General features: G+C 71.2%; 12 protein-coding genes. All 12 read right to left on the bottom strand.

Features of this window, described 5'->3' with window-relative positions; all coding sequences use genetic code 11:
- Positions 1 to 197 precede the first annotated feature (197 nt).
- Complete coding sequence (locus FNH08_RS23250) at positions 198 to 1,544, bottom strand: vWA domain-containing protein (protein ID WP_152773475.1); 1,347 nt, start codon at positions 1,542 to 1,544, stop codon at positions 198 to 200.
- Between the two features lie 187 nt (positions 1,545 to 1,731).
- A complete protein-coding gene (locus FNH08_RS23245) occupies positions 1,732 to 3,207 on the bottom strand; it encodes a PP2C family serine/threonine-protein phosphatase (RefSeq protein ID WP_407704433.1) in 1,476 nt (491 codons plus the stop codon).
- A 3-nt stretch (positions 3,208 to 3,210) separates the two neighbouring features.
- Complete coding sequence (locus FNH08_RS23240) at positions 3,211 to 5,793, bottom strand: serine/threonine-protein kinase (RefSeq protein WP_152773473.1); 2,583 nt, start codon at positions 5,791 to 5,793, stop codon at positions 3,211 to 3,213.
- Positions 5,794 to 5,840: 47 nt separating this feature from the next.
- On the bottom strand, positions 5,841 to 7,175 hold the full coding sequence (locus FNH08_RS23235; protein WP_152773472.1) for a coiled-coil domain-containing protein: 1,335 nt from the start codon (positions 7,173 to 7,175) through the stop codon (positions 5,841 to 5,843).
- A gap of 69 nt (positions 7,176 to 7,244) precedes the next feature.
- Positions 7,245 to 8,270 (bottom strand): glutamate ABC transporter substrate-binding protein, encoded by a 1,026-nt coding sequence (locus FNH08_RS23230; protein WP_152773471.1) that lies wholly within the window; start codon positions 8,268 to 8,270, stop codon positions 7,245 to 7,247.
- Positions 8,271 to 8,296: 26 nt separating this feature from the next.
- The gene (locus FNH08_RS23225) at positions 8,297 to 9,736 is read right to left on the bottom strand and encodes a hypothetical protein (RefSeq protein WP_322725172.1); all 1,440 of its coding nucleotides are present in this window, start codon (positions 9,734 to 9,736) and stop codon (positions 8,297 to 8,299) included.
- Between the two features lie 274 nt (positions 9,737 to 10,010).
- Complete coding sequence (locus FNH08_RS23220; RefSeq protein ID WP_322725175.1) at positions 10,011 to 10,958, bottom strand: N-acetylglucosamine kinase; 948 nt, start codon at positions 10,956 to 10,958, stop codon at positions 10,011 to 10,013.
- A gap of 77 nt (positions 10,959 to 11,035) precedes the next feature.
- Positions 11,036 to 12,301, bottom strand: coding sequence for a 6-phospho-beta-glucosidase (locus tag FNH08_RS23215; protein WP_152773470.1), 1,266 nt, complete (start codon positions 12,299 to 12,301; stop codon positions 11,036 to 11,038).
- Positions 12,302 to 12,308: 7 nt separating this feature from the next.
- Positions 12,309 to 13,208: a carbohydrate ABC transporter permease gene (locus FNH08_RS23210; protein WP_152773469.1), complete on the bottom strand. Its 900-nt coding sequence runs from the start codon at positions 13,206 to 13,208 to the stop codon at positions 12,309 to 12,311.
- A 2-nt stretch (positions 13,209 to 13,210) separates the two neighbouring features.
- Positions 13,211 to 14,161, bottom strand: coding sequence for a carbohydrate ABC transporter permease (locus tag FNH08_RS23205; RefSeq protein ID WP_152773468.1), 951 nt, complete (start codon positions 14,159 to 14,161; stop codon positions 13,211 to 13,213).
- Positions 14,162 to 14,165: 4 nt separating this feature from the next.
- Positions 14,166 to 15,503 carry an ABC transporter substrate-binding protein gene (locus FNH08_RS23200; RefSeq protein ID WP_152773467.1) on the bottom strand — a complete coding sequence of 446 codons (1,338 nt, stop codon included), beginning with the start codon at positions 15,501 to 15,503 and terminating at the stop codon, positions 14,166 to 14,168.
- 103 nt (positions 15,504 to 15,606) lie between these two features.
- Positions 15,607 to 16,830, bottom strand: a complete 1,224-nt coding sequence (locus FNH08_RS23195; protein WP_152773466.1) for an ROK family transcriptional regulator — start codon at positions 16,828 to 16,830, stop codon at positions 15,607 to 15,609.
- Positions 16,831 to 17,053: the final 223 nt, after the last annotated feature.

The raw sequence follows: 17,053 nt of genomic DNA, 5'->3' as shown, positions 1-17,053 counted from the left end.
GGGGGCGGGGGCACGGCACCGGCCATGCGGTGACCGCAGACCTCGCACCAGTCGTCGGAACCCGACTGGTGTCCGTTCGGGCAGGTCGGCATGTCGGCGCGTCCCCCTTTCCTTTCCGGCCGTCCGGGCCGGGTTTCTCGGCCACCGTGGGCCAGTGTGACCGGTTTTGTCCGATCCCCGGGGCGGGGTCGGCCTCGCTACTTCTTTACACGAACAGTCTTGGTGGACCGTGTCTCGAGAGTCATCTCGTCGGCCTCCTCGACCTTCGCCTTCAGTCGCACAGTACCTGCCGCGGCGTCGACGACGTCCACCACCTTCGCAAGCAGTTTCGCAGTATCGGCGTTCCCCGACTCCCTCGCGAGCTGAACGGCCCGGCCCAGCTTCGCCGTTGCTCCGTCGACATCCCCCGATTTGCGGGCATCCAGTCCTTGCTGGATGACTTGTGCCAGTTCGGCCTGGCCCGTGTAGTGCGCGACCTGGGGGTTGATGGAGGTCGAGGCCACCATGTCGTCCGTCCACACGGCCCGTACGAGACCCTGCGCGCCCAGGTTCTGCGCGGTCCCGTCGGGCTGCGGGATCACCAGCGAGACGCGGGCGGCCAGCATCTCCCGGCCGAGTGCGGCGGCGGGCACCTCCACGCACACGTGGTAGTCGCGCGACTCGTCGCCCCACGAACCGGTCGGGTAGTCCCCGGCGCGCGGGCCCGCCTCGGTGCGGCGCCCGGTCAGCTCCTCGACCGTCGGTGCCACCTGCTTCACGAACTTGATCTCGGTGCCCAGGGGTGTCCACAGCCGCAGCGCCACGTCCGCGACCTCCTTGCCCATGGCCGTCTCCATCATCTGTGTGAAGTCGGCGGCGAGGTGCGCCGGGTCGGCGACGATGTCCGCGGTGCCGAGCAGCGCGGACGCGATCCCTGTGACCTCCTTCACCTCCCAGTCGGTGCCCACGCCCCTCGCGTCACAGGTGAAGCGCCCGGCACACGCGTCGAGGGCGGCGCGCAGGTCCTCCGGGGACTCGTGCTCGTTGCGGCCGTCGGTGAGCAGGATGCCGTGCCGGATGGCGACGTCCGCCGAGGCGAGCAGCCGGTCGGCGAGCTTCAGCCAGGTGCCGATCGCGGTGCCGCCACCCGCGCTCAGCTTGCGCAGGGCCTGCTTGGCCTGGTCGCGGGTGGTGGCGTCGGCGATCGCGAGCCGGTCGCCGCCGGGGTAGACCTCCTTGGCGACGTGCGTGCCGCCGATCACCGCGAAGTGCGTACCGTCGCGCAGCGCGTCGATCGCGGCGGCCGTGGCGTCCCGTGCCCCGCGCATCTTCGTCGGCGGGTAGTCCATCGAGCCCGAGCAGTCGACCATGATCGCCACGGCCGCGGAGGGGCCCTGCCCCGGCGAGTACAGGTGCGGGGCGGCCACGGCGCTGCCGACGGTGCCTCCGCCGGTCGAGCTCACCGTCACGATGGCGTTGACCTCGCGGCCGCCCTCCGACAGGTACTCGTTCTGGTACACGTCCACCGAGAACTGCGGCACGTTCGACTTCGAGAAATTGGCCATGCGCTTTTCGCTCCCCCTGAAGGCCCCCACGAGGCGTGGGGCGATGACTGTGCCTGTGTGAACGGACCGGTCCCCTCCGGTCCGTCGGCCGACCCCGTCGATCGGCTTCCGTCGGCCGACCCCGTCGATCGGCGGTACCCCGGCCGTTCCCACACGGCCGTGAGGGCGCCCGCGCGCGTCGGCGCCCTCAGGCCGATCCTGCCCCCTGGGGCGGGGCCGGGAACGGGAGGACCGCCACTGTTACGTTGTCGTGGCCCCCGCCGTCGAGGGCGTGGCCCACCAGCACCCGGGCGGCGTGCAGCGGACGAAGCGCGGCGTCGAGGGGGATGACCTCGGCCATCTCCTCGGCCGCCTCCGCGTAGTTCCACAGCCCGTCGGTGCACACCACCACTACACCCGGCCGGTCCGGTTTGAAGGAAGCGGTGTGCGGCTCCAGTTCGTACGCGTCCGCACCGAGCCAGCCCGTGATGGCGTGGGCCCGGTGGTCGGCGTACGCCTCGGCCTCGCTCATCAGCCCCGCGGCCACCATCTGCGCGGCCCACGAGTCGTCCTCGGTCAGCCGGGCCGGGGGTGAGCTGCGGTCCGCGGGGACCCAGTAGGCGCGGCTGTCGCCGACCCAGCCCACGATCAGCAGGGTGGAGGTGACGACGGCGCCGACCAGCGTGCACGCGGGCGCGTTCTGGTGCGGGGCGTGCTCCTGGGCCGTCTCGGGCTCCTCGGCCAGGGAGTTGACGGCGTTCGAGGCGGCGACGATCGCGTCGTGCATGGCCTGCTGCGGGTGCGTGCCGCGCGGCAGCGTCTCCAGCAGGGACTCGCCCGCGGCCCGGGACGCGGCGAGCGAGGCATCGTCGGGGCGGGTCGCGGACGACACACCGTCGCACACGATCGCGACGACCGCGGGCGAACCGTCGGGCAGGGCGGTGGAGGACACCGCGAACGCGTCCTCGTTGCGGTGGTGGCGCAGTCCCCGGTCGCTGACCGCGGCCACGGCGCCCAACTCCTGCTCCATGTGGTCGCGTTCGCGGGGCTGGGCATGCCCGCAGTTCTCGCAGTAGCCGTCCCGGTCGACCTGGCCCGCGCGGCACGCCACACAGGTCTTGGTGCCGGCGGGAGGCGTCGAGAGGTCCGCGGTACGGGGGTCGACGGGCCGGGGCGCTGCCAGGTGGTAGTCCTCCGCGGCCGCCGCCGCCGCCGCTGCCTCGGACGAGGGCGAGGGCGAGGAGGGCGACGAGGACGGGGCGGTCGAGGCGGACTCGGTGGGCCGGTCGAACCGTACCCCCCGCGCCGAACGCTCGGCCCCACCCGGCGACCGCCCCTCGCCCTGCGGCGCTCCCGCACTCAACTGCGGTCCTTGGACATCTGGTGCGCCTCCGAGGGGAGCGTGCAGTTCGGAACCGCCCGAGTCCGTACCCCGGATGTCGCTGGGCAGATGCACCGGTGCCGGGGCGCCGGAGCTGCCGGCCTCCGGGGCGACCGGCCAGTCCACCGGAGCGTCCGCGCGCGGCGGGGGCGGTGCCGTCCCGTTCATGGTGATCGTCGGGGTGTCCTGCGGTGGCGCGGGGACCACCGACAGGTCGTACCCGCACGCACCGCAGAAGCGGTCACCCGATTCGAGTGGCCACTCGCAGTGCGGGCAGGCGGCCAGTTGGGGCATCTGGGACATCAACTACACCCACGTCCGGGGGCGGTAACGGTTGGCACGTTCCACCAGGTCGATCCTTTCCTCGCCGCCCTGCGCGAGCCGGGCCAGCGTGCGGTACGAGCGCTCCAGGCCGAAGCGGAGGCCGCGCTCGTCCAGCGCGCTGCCGAGCAGCACGCCGCCCGTCGGTGGTGCTGAACCCTGGCTACCGGAGAGTACCCAGTCCAGCGCGCAGCCGAGGACCTCTGTGGACAACTGCTCGCGGCGCACCGCGTCCAGACCGTACCCGCCGAGGGCCTCCACCTGGCCCGCGGCCGCGGTGAGGTCGTCGATGAGCGGCGATCCGCTGGTCTCGGCCGCACGTTGACGCAGACGCGCCCGTACGGCGGCGACACGGGCCGCCGTGTAGTGGATCGACGCCTCGGGGACGGACTCCAGCGTCTGCACGGCGGTGCTCCGGTCGCCGGCCGCGAGCTGCACCCGGGCGAGCCCGAACGCGCTGCTCACATAGCTGGGGTCGGTCGACCAGACCAGGCGGTAGTACTCGGCCGCGTTGTCCAGCTGCCCGAGGACCTCCGCGCACAGGCCGAGGGCCAGCTTCGGCGCGGGCTCACCGGGGAACGCGTCGTAGATGGCGTCGAACGCCAGCGCCGCGCTCTCGTGGTCACCGGTCGCCAGCGCCGCCACGCCCCGGTACCAGACCACCCGCCAGTCGTCCGGGTGGTCCCGCTCCAGGGCGTCCAACGTCCCGACCGCACTGGCGAACTCGCCCATCTCCAGCCGGGCCCGCAACTCCCGCAGCCGCAGCTCCAGCGAGCCGGTGGGCGCCGCGTGCAGCGCGGTGATCAGCTCCCCGGGCGCCGAGGCGATGAGCCCGGCGAGGAACCCGGCGTTGGGGTCACCGGGATCGACCCGGGGGACGGGCAGCGCGAGCGACGCGGCCGCCGTGTCCAGCGACTTGACCAGGGTGGTCGCGGCGCTCGGGGGCGGCAGCGGGAGAGGCTGCGAGCCGGGGGTGGCCGCCCCCGCGACGGTGACCTTCTTCCCGCGCACCGGAGCGACCCGCACCCCCAGCCGCGACACGTCCCCGTCCAGCTCGCCGAACAACTCCGTGTCCGTGACCTTGATCTCGGGCCCGAACAGCGTGGACAACGCCGGCCGCGCCCGCCCCGTCTGCACGGACACGACCTCACGCAGCACGCCCGTGAGCTGCTCCGCCATCTCCTGCGCGGAGGCGAACCGGCGGGCCGGGTCGGGGTCGGTGGCGCGCACCAGGAGCCGGTAGAACGACTCGTACTGGCGGAAGACCTCGATGTGGTCCGGGTCGGGCAGCGAGTCCACGAACACGTTCGTGTAGCCCTGGAAGTCGAACGTGAGGACGGCGAGTGTGCGGGCGACCGTGTACAGGTCCGAGGCCACGGAGGGCCCCACGTCCGCGACCTCCGGCGCCTGGTAGCCGACCGTGCCGTAGATGGCCGACTCGTCGTCGTCCATCCTGCGCACCGCGCCCATGTCGATCAGCTTGAGCTCGTCCTCGCTCTGGATCGCGTTGTCGACCTTGAAGTCGCAGTACAGCAGGTTGCGGCTGTGCAGATGGCCGAGGGCCTCCAGCGCCTCGATGCCGTACGCGCACGCCTGCTCGACCGGCAGCGGGTCGCGCTTCCCGGAGGGGGTGCGGCGGCCGTTGGCGATCTCCTTCAGCGACTTTCCGCCGACGTACTCCATGACGATGTACCCGTCCAGCGAGCCGGTGCGCTGGTCGAGGTGCTCGACGAAGTTGTAGATACGGACGATGTTGGCGTGCTCGATCTCGGCGAGGAAGCGGCGCTCGGAGATCGCGGCGGCCATCGCGTCCTGGTCCCCGGTGTCCAGCAGACCCTTCAGCACGACCCAACGGTCCGACACGGCACGGTCCACGGCCAGGTATATCCAGCCGAGACCGCCGTGCGCGAGGCAGCCCGCGACCTCGTACTGGCCGTGCACGATGTCGCCGGCCTTCAGCTTCGGGACGAACGAGTAGGGGTGGCCGCACTTGGTGCAGAAGCCCTCCACGCGCCCCGGCCGCTCGCCGCGCGACCGCCCCACCGGCGCCCCGCAGTCGGAACGCGAGCAGAACCGCTTGCGCTCGGGCACCTCGGGGTTCTCCAGCACCATCGCGCGCGGGTCGGGCTTCGGCACCTGCGGCACCTGCACCAGACCGGCGCCCAGGCGGGCTCGCCCGGAGGAACCGGTGGACGAACCGGAACTGCGCACCGACACCGAGCGGCCCGTCGACTTCCCCGACAGCGAGCGCGAGAGCCGGCCGGAGACCGAGCGCCGGGACTGCGAGGACCGCGAGGACGTCCGGGAACTGGCGCGGGAGCTGCTGCTCGACCCGCTGGACCGGCCCGACCCTCCCCCAGCCTCCGGCCGGGGGGACCCCCATCTCGCTTCGCTCGATCCGCGGGCCCCCTTGCCGCCGGCGGTGATCCCCGTGGCCGGAGAACTCACCATGCCGTTCGACGAGACGACCGGCGCCAGACCGCACGTGTCGCAGTACAGCTCGCCGCCGCCCATGTCCTCGTACGAGCCCTCGCAGTCGGGCCGCTGGCACGCCTGCTGCTCACTCATAGCGCATCACTCATACCGCACCACTCATACCGCATCACCTCTGTCGCTCACGCGCCCGGCCCCCTCCGGTCCTGTGGCTGACCTGCCCCGCTCTGCCCCGGCACACCCGTGCTCAGCAGCTCCGCGGCCGCGTGCTGGTAGCGGAGCACCGCCTGTTCGGCGACGCGCAGGTCGCAGGGCGCGCTCCACAGCATGCGGCGCGCCGCGTCGTACCGCTCGATGAGGAACGGGTCCTCCGCCAGGCCGTGCCGAGCGACCTTCGCCTTGTACGCGTCGAGGCGGCCCCGCAGCTCGGCACGGACCGCCAGGGGAGCGGTGACCGCGGTCAACGACTCGCGGGCCCGCAGGAGTTCGTCCTCCGCCTTCTGCTCCAGGGACTCCAGGAGCGGGGACAGGCGGTGCCACTGGGCGTGTCTGCGGTACTCGGCGGCCGCCGCGAGCTGCTCCTGCAGCACGGTCGGCGGGCCGCTGACCACGGGCACCTCCGTCGCGGCGATCTTCGCGAGCACCTCACCGCGCGCGCTGCGTGCCTCGGCGAGCGTACGGTCCGCGCGGCTGAGCACGTCCCGGAGCTTCACCAGCCGCGCCTCCGCGTCCTGGCGGACCGTCAGCACGGCGTCGATCTCCCGCCGCACGTCCTCCAGCGCCCGGGCCTCACGGTCGTACGTCGAGGTGTCCGGGCGGCCGCCGCCGGGCGCCGAACTGCCCTGCGCGCGCACCCAGTACGCCAGCGGGTCGGACACCACCCGCTCGCGCAGGGAGGTCAGGGTGCGGGTGATCCGCTCCAGGTCGTCGCCCGCCGGGTGCTCGCCGGGGCGTACGCCCACGGAGTGCGCGAGCTGGCGGGTGCGCTGCAACTCGGCGGCCAGCAGATCGATCCGCGCGGGCAGCGCCGACCAGACGGCGTCGGCGGCGACCACCATGTCCAGCGAGGTCGCGTACAACTCGTTCATCCGCTCGACGAGTTCGGCCAGCGTGAACTGCTCGCTCAGCTTGCCCGCGCCGGACAGCGTCGGCACGTTGGCCGTCGCCGTGGCGCTGCCCGCGACCGTGACGCTCCGGCCGCGCAGCAGCTCGGTCAGCTCGACCAGGTCCTCGCGGCTCGACCAGCGGCGGCGGGAGCGGATCTCGCGGGCGGAGCGCAGGGCGTCCGTGTACGCGTCGAAGTACGCCCACAGCAGCGTGATCGACGCCTCGGCGGCCGTCCAGCGCTCCTGGGTGCTGCCCGTGAGCTCGGCGCCTTCGAGGAGTCTGCGGCCCGCGTGGTCCTGCAAGGCGAGGAGCGAGGTCTCGATCGCCTCGTGTTCCGCGCCGAGCCGGGCCAGCGCACGGTCCACCTCGTCCCGGTCCATCACCGGCCCGGTGGATCCGGCGACGCCCATCGATCACCTCTCGCTCTTGTCGGACCTGTTCGTGGTCGGTCTGTTCGTGCCCGGTCTGTTCGTGGCCGGTCACCTGTAGTCGGGCGTCGGCGGCCGCGACTTCGCCGGGTCCTTCCCGAGGGTGGGGGCGAGCCACTTGTCGTACGACTGCTGCCAGCCGCTGTCGCGGTAGTCCTCCAGGACCTGGTTGACCCGGCGTACCAGATCCTCCGCGTCCTTCTTCATTGCCACGCCGTAGTACTCGGTCGTGAAGGGCTTGCCCTTGAGTGCGACCGTCGGGTCCTGTGCGGCCTGGCTCGCGGCGAGCGCGCCGTCCGTGACGACGGCGTCGACCTCGCCTAGCTGGAGCCGTACCAGGCAGTCGAGTTGGTTGGGGACGGTGGTGGATATGTCGGCGGAGGAGACGAGGTCGCCACTCTCCTTGTCGGCGTCCAGCCTCTCCCACGCGGTGGAACCGGTCGCCGTGCAGATCCTCTTCTTCGCCAGCGAGCCGTCGTAGCCGTCGATCGTCGAGGACTTGGGCGCGAGCACCTGCTGGCCGGTCGTGAAGTAGGGCGCGGAGAAGGCGACGTCCTTCAGGCGCTTGCAGCTGATCGTCATGGTGCGGACCACCATGTCCACCTGCCCATTCTGGATCGCCGGAATGCGCTGGTTGGTGGGAACGGCCTTGAAGCGGATGTTGTCCTTCGGGTCGCCGCCGACGATCTCGTCGGCGATGCGGTGCGCCAGGTCGATGTCGAAGCCCTCGAGGTCGGCGCTGTCGCTCTCGCTGTTCGGATCGCGGTAGCCCCAGCGGTAGCTGTTCTGGTCGACGCCGACGACCAGGTAGCCGCGCTTCTTGATGGCCGCGACCGTCTTGCCGCCCTCGTCGGAGGACGGCCCGAGGCTCTGCTTCCAGGCGTCGGCGTCCTCGCAGTCGTCCGCGTTGGCGTACATGCCCCGGGACATGCCCTGACCGCCGGTGGCCGCGCCGTCCAGGGGCGCGTCACGCAGCGGCAGCAGCGCGAAGGTCGCGGTGAGGGCGCAGGCGACGCCCATCGCGCCCACTCCGCCCCAGCCCTTCAGACTGGCCTTCAGACGTCGTGCCGCACTCATCACCGCGCCTCCTTCCCCTGCCCCCGTCACCGGTACTCCGACAGCCTGCGACCGATACCGAGCACGGCGCCCGACGCGCCCAGCACGGCGAGCAGGGCGGCGCCCACGGGGAGCCCGCTCAGCGCGTCCCTGCCGCTACTGGCGGCCAGCTTGAACTCGTTCTGCTCGTGCCCGAGCGCCTTCTCCAGGTTCTTCACGACGCTGTCGAAGCATTCCCAGGTCGGCTTGTCGTCCTCGGAGCCGATGACCTTGCTCAGGGCGGCCTGGTAGTCGCCGTCGTTGTCGGCCTCGCGGGCCTCCTGGTGGCGTTCGAGCCAGACCTTCATGTTGCCCGTGGCGGCCTTCACCGGCCGCTCGCCCGAGGAGTCGTCGGCGATGTCCTCGGCCTTCGCCAGGCTCGTCGAGAGCTCCTTCATGTCGCCCTTGAAGTCGCTGTCGAACTTGTCGTCGCCGCTCTCCGTGGTCTCCGCGCCCCGGCTGACCAGCGTCAGGTTCTCGTTGCCGCGGGCCTTGAGGGAGGCGATCCGGGCGTCGTTCAGCACGTTCACCGAGACCACGCCGTCGTTGTACGAGGCGAGGAGCTCCGAGCGGGCGACGGCGTGGCCGACGACGAGCCACAGCAGGACGACGGTGGAGGCGGCGGAGGCGGCGACCAGGCCGCGGTTCAGCACCCGGTTCGTACGGTGGTAGTTGCGGCGCTGGGCCCATACGAGTGTGCCGAGGGTGAGGACGCCGAGGCCGATCGCGGCCCACGGGTAGACGACCGCGCTGTCGTAGTCGTCGCTCAGGCGCCGGTTCTCGTTCTTGTAGAGACGCTCGGCCCTGGGGAGCATCTCCTCCTGCATCTTCTGGTTCGCGTACCGCAGATAGGCCCCGCCCAGCGGGTAGCCCTGGCGGTTGTTCGCGCGGGCCCGCTCGACCAGGCCCTTGTACTCGGGCAGCAGCTTGTTGAGCTCGGCGATGGTCCTCGCGGACGAGGAGCCCGGGTCGGAGGCGGTCGCGGCACCCGCCAGACCGTCGGCGGCGTCCCTGATGTCCTTCTCGTACCGGGTGCGGGAGGCGGGGGTCTCCTGGCCGCCGGCGAGGAAGCCGCTGGAGGCCGCCGTGTTGGCGTCGGCGAGGGCGCGGTAGACGTCGGCCGCGGCGGCGCTCAGGGGCTGGCTGCTGTGGAGCACGTCGTCGGCGGCGGCCGAGCGGTCCGACATCTGCCACGCGGTGACGGCACCGAACGCGACGACCAGGAGGGCCAGCGCCGCCCCGATGATCCGCAGCCGGCCCGGTTCGGTCGTCGCGGACGCACGCAGTTCGTCGACGCCCTCCATGAACGCCGTGCGGCGCGGTGGGCCGGCCTCCGGCGGGCCGGAGGCCGCGGGCGGAGCCGGACGCGCGGCCTGCGGCGGCACGGCCAGGGCCGTGGGCGCCCCCTGGCCCGGTGGCGCCGCGCTCCCCTTCGACGTGTACGTCACTTGACCTCCCCCATGGTCATCCGTCGGTCACCTCCGCCCGGTGAACCGCACCGTGAACGGAGGTGCACGGCCGCAAGTATCGCCGCCGGGACTGACATCCGAACAGGTCTTTACTGGATCTTGTTCGGATTGCGGCCCCGATGCCGCGTTCCTCGCACCGCGAGAGGTTTCCCGCACCACCCCCCGCCCATGAATACGCCATCGGGTTCGGTTCGGTTCCCACCGGGATCGGACACTTTCGGGGGATGCCTCGGGGGGCGCCCACCAGGGGCGTTCAGTCCGCCTCGTAATACGCCCTCACGCGCGCGTGCACCTCGTCCCGGGCACCCACACGGTCGAGGCCGAGCAGGGCCGCGCCCAGCACCGGCCGGGCCGTGACGACCTGGGCGACCGCCTTGGGGGCGCGGGCGCTCAGCAGGTCGCGGACGCGGGTGTCCAGCTGGGGATGACGGGCCGCCAGAACCCCGCCGCCGAGGAGGACGGGGGTCTCCTCGCCGAGGAGGTCCAGGCGGGTCAGGGCGACCGCGGCCATGGTGACCACCTCCTCCGCCAGCCGGTCCACCAGCGCGCGGGCCACCGGATCGCCGTCCAGCGCCGTGGCGAACAGCACCGGCGTCAGCTCGTGCCGGCGCGCCTGCTCCACGTGCTCCAGGTGCAGTGCCTCGATGAGCGCGTACATGGAGTCGAACCCGAAGTGGGCCGGCAGCGTGCGGGCGAGCTCCGTAGGCTCGCCCCGGCCGTCCTCCGCCCGGGCCGCGTGCCACAGGGCCTCCTCGGCCAGGCCCCAGCCGCCGCCCCAGTCACCGGAGATACGGCCGAGCGCCGGGAAGCGGGCGGTGCGGCCGTCCGGGCGCATGCCCACACAGTTGATGCCCGCCCCGCAGACGACGGCCACCCCGCGCGGCTCGGCGATCCCGGACCTGAGGATCGCGAAGGTGTCGTTGTGCACGTCCACGGTCGCCCCCCACGCGCGCGCGTGCAGGGCGGCGCCCAACTGCTCCTCCTCCACCGGGAAGTCGGCGTTCGCCAGGCAGGCCGAGACGTGAGTGACGGAGGTGACGCCCGCGGCGGCGAAGGCCTGCCGCACGGCGCCGGCCAGTCCGTCCACCGCCGCCTCGACCCCCACCGTCGGAGGCTGGAACCCCGCGCTGCGCCCCGTGCCGACGACCTCGCCGTCGGCCGCGATCACCGCCACGTCGGTCTTGCTGTTGCCGGCGTCGATCGCGAGTACGAGGCCGGTTCTGCCCGGGCCCGGCGCCGTGCCGTCGACGCCGGGCCCGGGCGCGGCTCCCGCCGAGGTCACGCCCACGCGAGGTGCTCCCGGTTGTGTGCGATCAGCTGGTCGGTGAGGGTCTCGGCGTACGCGTACTGCCCGATCAGCGGGTGCGCGAGCAGCGCCCGGAAGACCCGCTCGCGGCCACCGCGCAGGGCGGCTTCGAGCGCCAGGTCCTCGTACGCCGTCACGTTCGCCATCAGCCCCGCGTACAGCGGGTCCACGGGCGCCACCGGCAGCGGGGACGTGCCGCGCGGGCCGACCGCCGCCTGCACCTCGATCACCGCGTCGTCCGGCAGGAAGGGCAGCGTGCCCCGGTTGTACGTGTTCACCACCTGGAACGGACTGCCCGAGCTGCCCAGCAGCGCCGCCGCCAGGTCCACCGCGGCCTCCGAGTAGTACGCCCCGCCCCGCTTGGCGAGCAGCTCCGGCTTCTCGTCCAGCGCCGGGTCGGCGTACATCTCCAGCAACCGCCGCTCCATCTCCGCCACTTCGGCGGCCCGCGACGGCTTCGTGCGCAGCTCCCGCACCACCTCGTCGTGCGCGTAGTAGTAGCGCAGGTAGTACGAGGGCACCACGCCGAGGCGGTCGATGACCGGGCGCGGCAGGCGCAGGTCGGCCGCGACGGCGTCACCGTGCTCGGCGAGCAGCTTGGGCAGGATGTCCTCGCCCTCGGGGCCACCGAGCCGCACGCCGGTCTCCCAGGTGAGGTGGTTGAGGCCCACGTGGTCCAGGTGCACCTCGGCCGGGGCCACCCCGAGCAGACCCGCGAACTTCCGCTGGAAACCGATCGCCACGTTGCACAGTCCGACCGCCTTGTGGCCGGCCTGGAGCAGGGCCCGGGTCACGATGCCCACCGGGTTGGTGAAGTCGATGATCCACGCGTCCGGGTTGGTGCGCCGGACCCGTTCGGCGACGTCCAGCACCACCGGCACCGTGCGCAGCGCCTTGGCGAGGCCGCCCGCGCCCGTCGTCTCCTGCCCGACGCAGCCGCACTCCAGCGGCCAGGTCTCGTCCTGCTGCCGGGCCGCCTGGCCGCCGACGCGGAGCTGGAGCAGCACGGCGTCGGCGCCGTCGACGCCCTTGTCCAGGTCGCTCGTCGTGACGATCCGGCCGTCGTGTCCCTGCCGCGCGAAGATGCGCCGGGCAAGGCCGCCGACCAGCTCCAGCCGGTCGGCCGCCGGGTCGACGAGGACCAGCTCCTCGATCGGCAGCGTGTCCCTGAGGCGGGCGAACCCGTCGATGAGTTCGGGGGTGTAGGTCGACCCTCCGCCGACCACGGTGAGCTTCATAGCAGTATCAACCCTTTACTCCGGTCAGGGTGACGCCCTCGACGAACGCCTTCTGGGCGAAGAAGAACACGAGGATCACCGGGGCCATGACCAGAACGGTCGCGGCCATGGTCAGGTTCCAGTCGGTGTGGTGCATGCCCTTGAACGACTCCAGGCCGTAACTCAGGGTCCAGGCACCGGCGTTCTCGGACGCGTAGATCTGCGGACCGAAGTAGTCGTTCCAGGCGTAGAAGAACTGGAAGAGGGCGACGGCCGCTATCCCGGGCCGCGCCATCGGCAGGACGACCTTCAGCAGCGTCCGCAGATCACCGCAGCCGTCGACGCGCGCCGCGTCCAGGTACTCGTTCGGGATGGTCATCAGGAACTGCCGCAGCAGGAAGATGGAGAACGCGTCACCGAACGCCATCGGGATGATCAGCGGCCACAGCGTGCCCGACAGGTCCAACTGCTTCGCCCAGAACAGGTACATCGGGATGATGATGACCTGGGGCGGCAGCATCATCATCGAGATGACCAGCATCATCGCCAGATTCCTGCCGCGGAAGCGGAACTTGGCGAGGGCGTACGCCACCGGGATGGACGACACGACCGTGAGGACGGTGCCCAGTCCCGCGTAGAACAGCGTGTTCTTCCACCAGGTCAGAAAGCCCGGTGTGTCGAACACCTTCCGGTAGTTGCCCCACTCCCAGGTGTGCGGGATCAGATCGCGGCTGAGTGCCTGGGTGTCGCTCATCAGCGAGGTCAGGAACACGAACACGAAGGGCAGGACGAAGAAGAGCGCGGCGGCCACGCCGAGGGAGTGGATCGCGACCCACTCCAGGAGGGCCTTCCGCCGGGCGGTGCGCTCGGCGGCGCCGTCCGGCGCTGCGGGGGCGGTCCGCACCGGCTTGTCCAGTACTTGGGTCATGGTCAGTCACCTGCCTGGATGAGCCCGCCGCGGCGCCGCATCAGCAGCGCCGTGAACGCCATGGAGAGTGCGAACAGCACGAGCGCGACCACACAGGCGGAGCCGTAGTCGAAGCGCTGGAAGCCGAGGTTGTAGACGACCTGAGGGAGCGTCCAGGTCGAGTTCTCCGGGTAGCCCGGCTCGAAGTTGGTGCCGGCGCCCTGGATGACACCCGAGGCGACCTTCCCGGCGATCAGCGGTTGCGCGTAGTACTGCATGGTCTGGATCACGCCGGTGACCACCGCGAACATCACGATCGGCGAGATGTTCGGCAGCGTCACGTACCGGAACCGCTGCCAGGCCGACGTGCCGTCCAGCGCGGCGGCCTCGTACTGCTCCTTGGGGACGTCGAGCAGCGCGGCCATGAAGATGACCATGAGGTCGCCGACGCCCCACAGGGCGAGCAGGGTGAGCGCGGGTTTGGACCAGTTGGGGTCGTTGAACCAGGCCGGGGCCGGGATCCCGATGCCCTCCAGGATCGAGTTGACCGGTCCCGTACCCGGGTTGAGGAGGAAGGCGAACGCCATCGTGGCGGCCACGGGCGGGGCGAGGTACGGCAGGTAGAACAGCGTCCGGAAGACACCCGTGCCCGTCTTGATCTTGGTGATCAGCATCCCGATGCCGAGCCCGAACAGCACCCGCAGACTGACCATCACCACGACCAGCCACAGGGTGTTGCGCATCGCGGGCCAGAAGTACGGATAGTCCTTGAAGACGTAGAGCCAGTTCTTCGCCCCGCTGAACTCCGGCGGCCTGAACCCGTCGTAGTGCATGAACGAGAAGTAGATCGTCGAGATCAGCGGATAGGCGAAGAAGACGGCGAAACCGATCAGCCAGGGCGACAGGAAGGCGGCGGTCCTGAACGCCGCCTTCCTGCGCTTGGCGCGCAGCGTGTACGCGGTCGTGGCGGCCATGGGACTACTTCGCCTGCGCGATGTCCGTGTCGATCTGCTGAGCGGCCTTCTTCAGACCGGCCTTCAGATCGGTGAGCTTGCCGCTCTCGTAGTCGTATCCGAGCTTCTGGATCGTGTTGAGGTACACGCCGCCGTTGACGGACGCCGGGGCGGTCTGCGAGTTCGGGTTCGAGGCGATGTCCAGGAACGTCTTGAAGCGCGGGTCGTACTTCAGCTTCGGCGACTTCAGCGCCGCGAGCGTGGAGGGCACGTTGTGGATGGCGTTGGAGAAGTCCACCACCGCGTCCGTGTTCGTGGTCATGTACTTGACCAGCTCCCAGGCCGCGTTCTGCTTCTTGCTGGTGGAGGGGATACCGGCGATGGTGCCGGTGATGTAGCCCTTGCCGTACTGGTCGGCCTGGTCGTCCGGGACGGGCAGCGGCGCGACACCGATCTCGAAGTCCGGCTTGGCGTCCAGCGCCATCCCGAGCCGCCACTCGCCGTCCAGCTGCATCGCCACCTGGCCGGTGTGGAACGGGTGCTTCGGGCCCCACTCGTCACCCAGTCCGGAGCGGTACTTCTCCAGCTTCTTGTAGCCGCCGAGTTCGTCGACGAGCTTCTTCTGGAACTTGAAGCCCTCCTCGAACTTCGGGTCCTTGGCGACGTTCGACTTGCCGCTCGCGTCGAAGTACGTCGGCGACCACTGCGCGAAGACGTGCTCGGTCGTGAACTCCCAGCCGTGGTAGTTCGGCATCACGCCGAGCTGCGAGAACGAGTCGCCCTTCTTGATGGTCAGCTTCTTCGCGTCGGCCGCGAACTCGGACCAGGTCTTCGGCGGGCTCTTGATACCGGCCTTGTCGAACGCGGTCTTGTTGTAGTAGAGGCCGTAGGCGTCGCCCAGCAGCGGCACGGTGCAGCGGTTGCCGTCGAACTGGGTGTACTCGTTCATCGCCTTCGGGAACGTCGTGTCCGGGTCGATGCCGTCCTTCTTGAAGAAGGGGTTCAGGTCGACGAACGCCCCGGACGAACAGAACTTGCCCACGCTGTTCGTGGTGAACGACGAGACGACGTCGGGGGCCTTGTCGCCGCCCGCGCGCAGGGCCTGGTTGACCTTGTCGTCGGTCATGTTGCCGACGACGTTGACGTGGATGTTGGGGTGCGCCTTCTCGAACCGCTTGACCAGTTCCTTGATGGGCTTCTGCTCGGCCGGCGCGCTCCAGCCGTGCCAGAAGTTGATGGTCGTCTCCTTGGACGCGTCGTCGCTTCCGCCGGCGGAGGACTGGCCGGTGCAGGCGGTCGCGAGGAGGGCGAGGGAGGCGGAGGCGGCGAGAGCGACAGCCGCTCTCTGGGACATTCCGGGCATGACGGGGTCTCCCTAGGGCAGGGGCAGGGGCGGAGTGGGTAGGGAAGGAAGGGGAGTTCAGAGGTGGGGTGCGCGGACGGACAGGTGTACGGCCGCGCGGGGATCAGCGCGAGGTGTCGAAGACCTCGTCGCGGGTGGTCGCGAGCGCGCGCTCCAGCGCGCCGCGCAGCACAGGGTGTTCAGTGACGTCGCCGACCACGAGCCGGGGCCGCGAGGCGGCCAGTTCCGCCAGCTCGGCCTCGACGAGACCGCGGAGGGGTTCGCCCCCCGAGGTGAGCGCGGAGCCGCTGAGGACGACGAGTTCGGGGTCGAGCACGGAGATGAGCGAGGCGAGACCGGTGGCCAGCCCGGTCGCGTACGTCTCCAGGAGCCGGCGGTGGGCACCGGATCCGGGACCGCTGTCCGCCGCCCGCGCCACGAGAGCGGCGGCGACCTCGGCGTACGGGCCCTCGGGGACGTCCTCGATGCCCAGTTCGCGGGCCAGTCGCGGGATGACCTGCGAACCGGCCAGCTCCTGGAAGCCCCCGCTGCCCGCCTTGCTCACCTGACGGACCAGCGGCGCGCCCGGCACCGGCAGGAAACCGACCTCGCCGGCGCCGCCCGTCCAGCCGCGGTGCAGCCGGCCGCCGAGGACGAGCGCGGCACCGAGACCGCCCTCGTTCCACAGCAGGACGAAGTCGTCGTGGCCCTGCGCCGCGCCCAGCCGCTGTTCGGCGATCGCGACGAGGTTGACGTCGTTCTCGTACTCCACCGGCATCGGCAGCGCGGCGGCGAGCTCGTCCAGGAGGGTGGGGGAGTGCCAGCCGGGCAGGTGGGAGGCGTAGCGCAGCCGGCCCGTGCCCGGGTCGAACGCGCCAGGGGTGCCGATGACGAGCCGGTGGACGTCGTCCTGGGCGAGCCCGGCGGCCTTGACCGCCCCGTCGAGGGCGTCGGTGACCTGCCGTACGACGGTGTGGCCCGAGCGCCGTCCCGGAGTGGGGACCTCGTGCTCGCCCACCGTGCGGCCGGTGATGTCGGCGACGGCGGCGAGGATGCGCTCGGGGGTGACGTCGAGCCCGGCGGCGAACGCGGCGGCAGGGTTGACCGCGTACAGCTGGGCGCTGGGTCCTGGCCGCCCCTCGCTGGTGCCCGTCACGAGGACGAGCCCCGCCGCCTCCAGCCGGGCCAGCAGCTGGGAGGCGGTCGGCTTGGACAGTCCCGTGAGCTTCCCGATCCGGGTGCGGGACAGGGGGCCGTGGAGGAGGAGCAGGTCCAGCGCGGCACGGTCGTTCATGGCGCGCAGGACGCGCGGGGTGCCCGGCGTGCTGCCGGATCCGGTTCCTGCCATGTGTGTCGACACCTGCCTCTCGGCTGATCAGCGTCCCAGTGACCTGGCGGGGCGTCCATGTTGGGGTGCCCGTCAATCACTGTTTCGGCCATTGTTAGGAAAGTTTCCTATCGGTTGGAGAGGAAGGTAGGTCCGGACCAGTGAGGCCGTCAAGCCCCTCCACGCGAACCGCCCCCGAGGCAACGGACTCGTTACCTGCGGGGGCGGGGCTGTCTCTTATACA

The sequence above is a fragment of the Streptomyces spongiae genome, from assembly GCF_009377185.1.
GTDB lineage: Bacteria > Actinomycetota > Actinomycetes > Streptomycetales > Streptomycetaceae > Streptomyces > Streptomyces spongiae.
The sequence above is the reverse complement of the archived record's forward strand: the minus strand, read 5'-3'. Positions and strand labels throughout refer to the sequence as shown.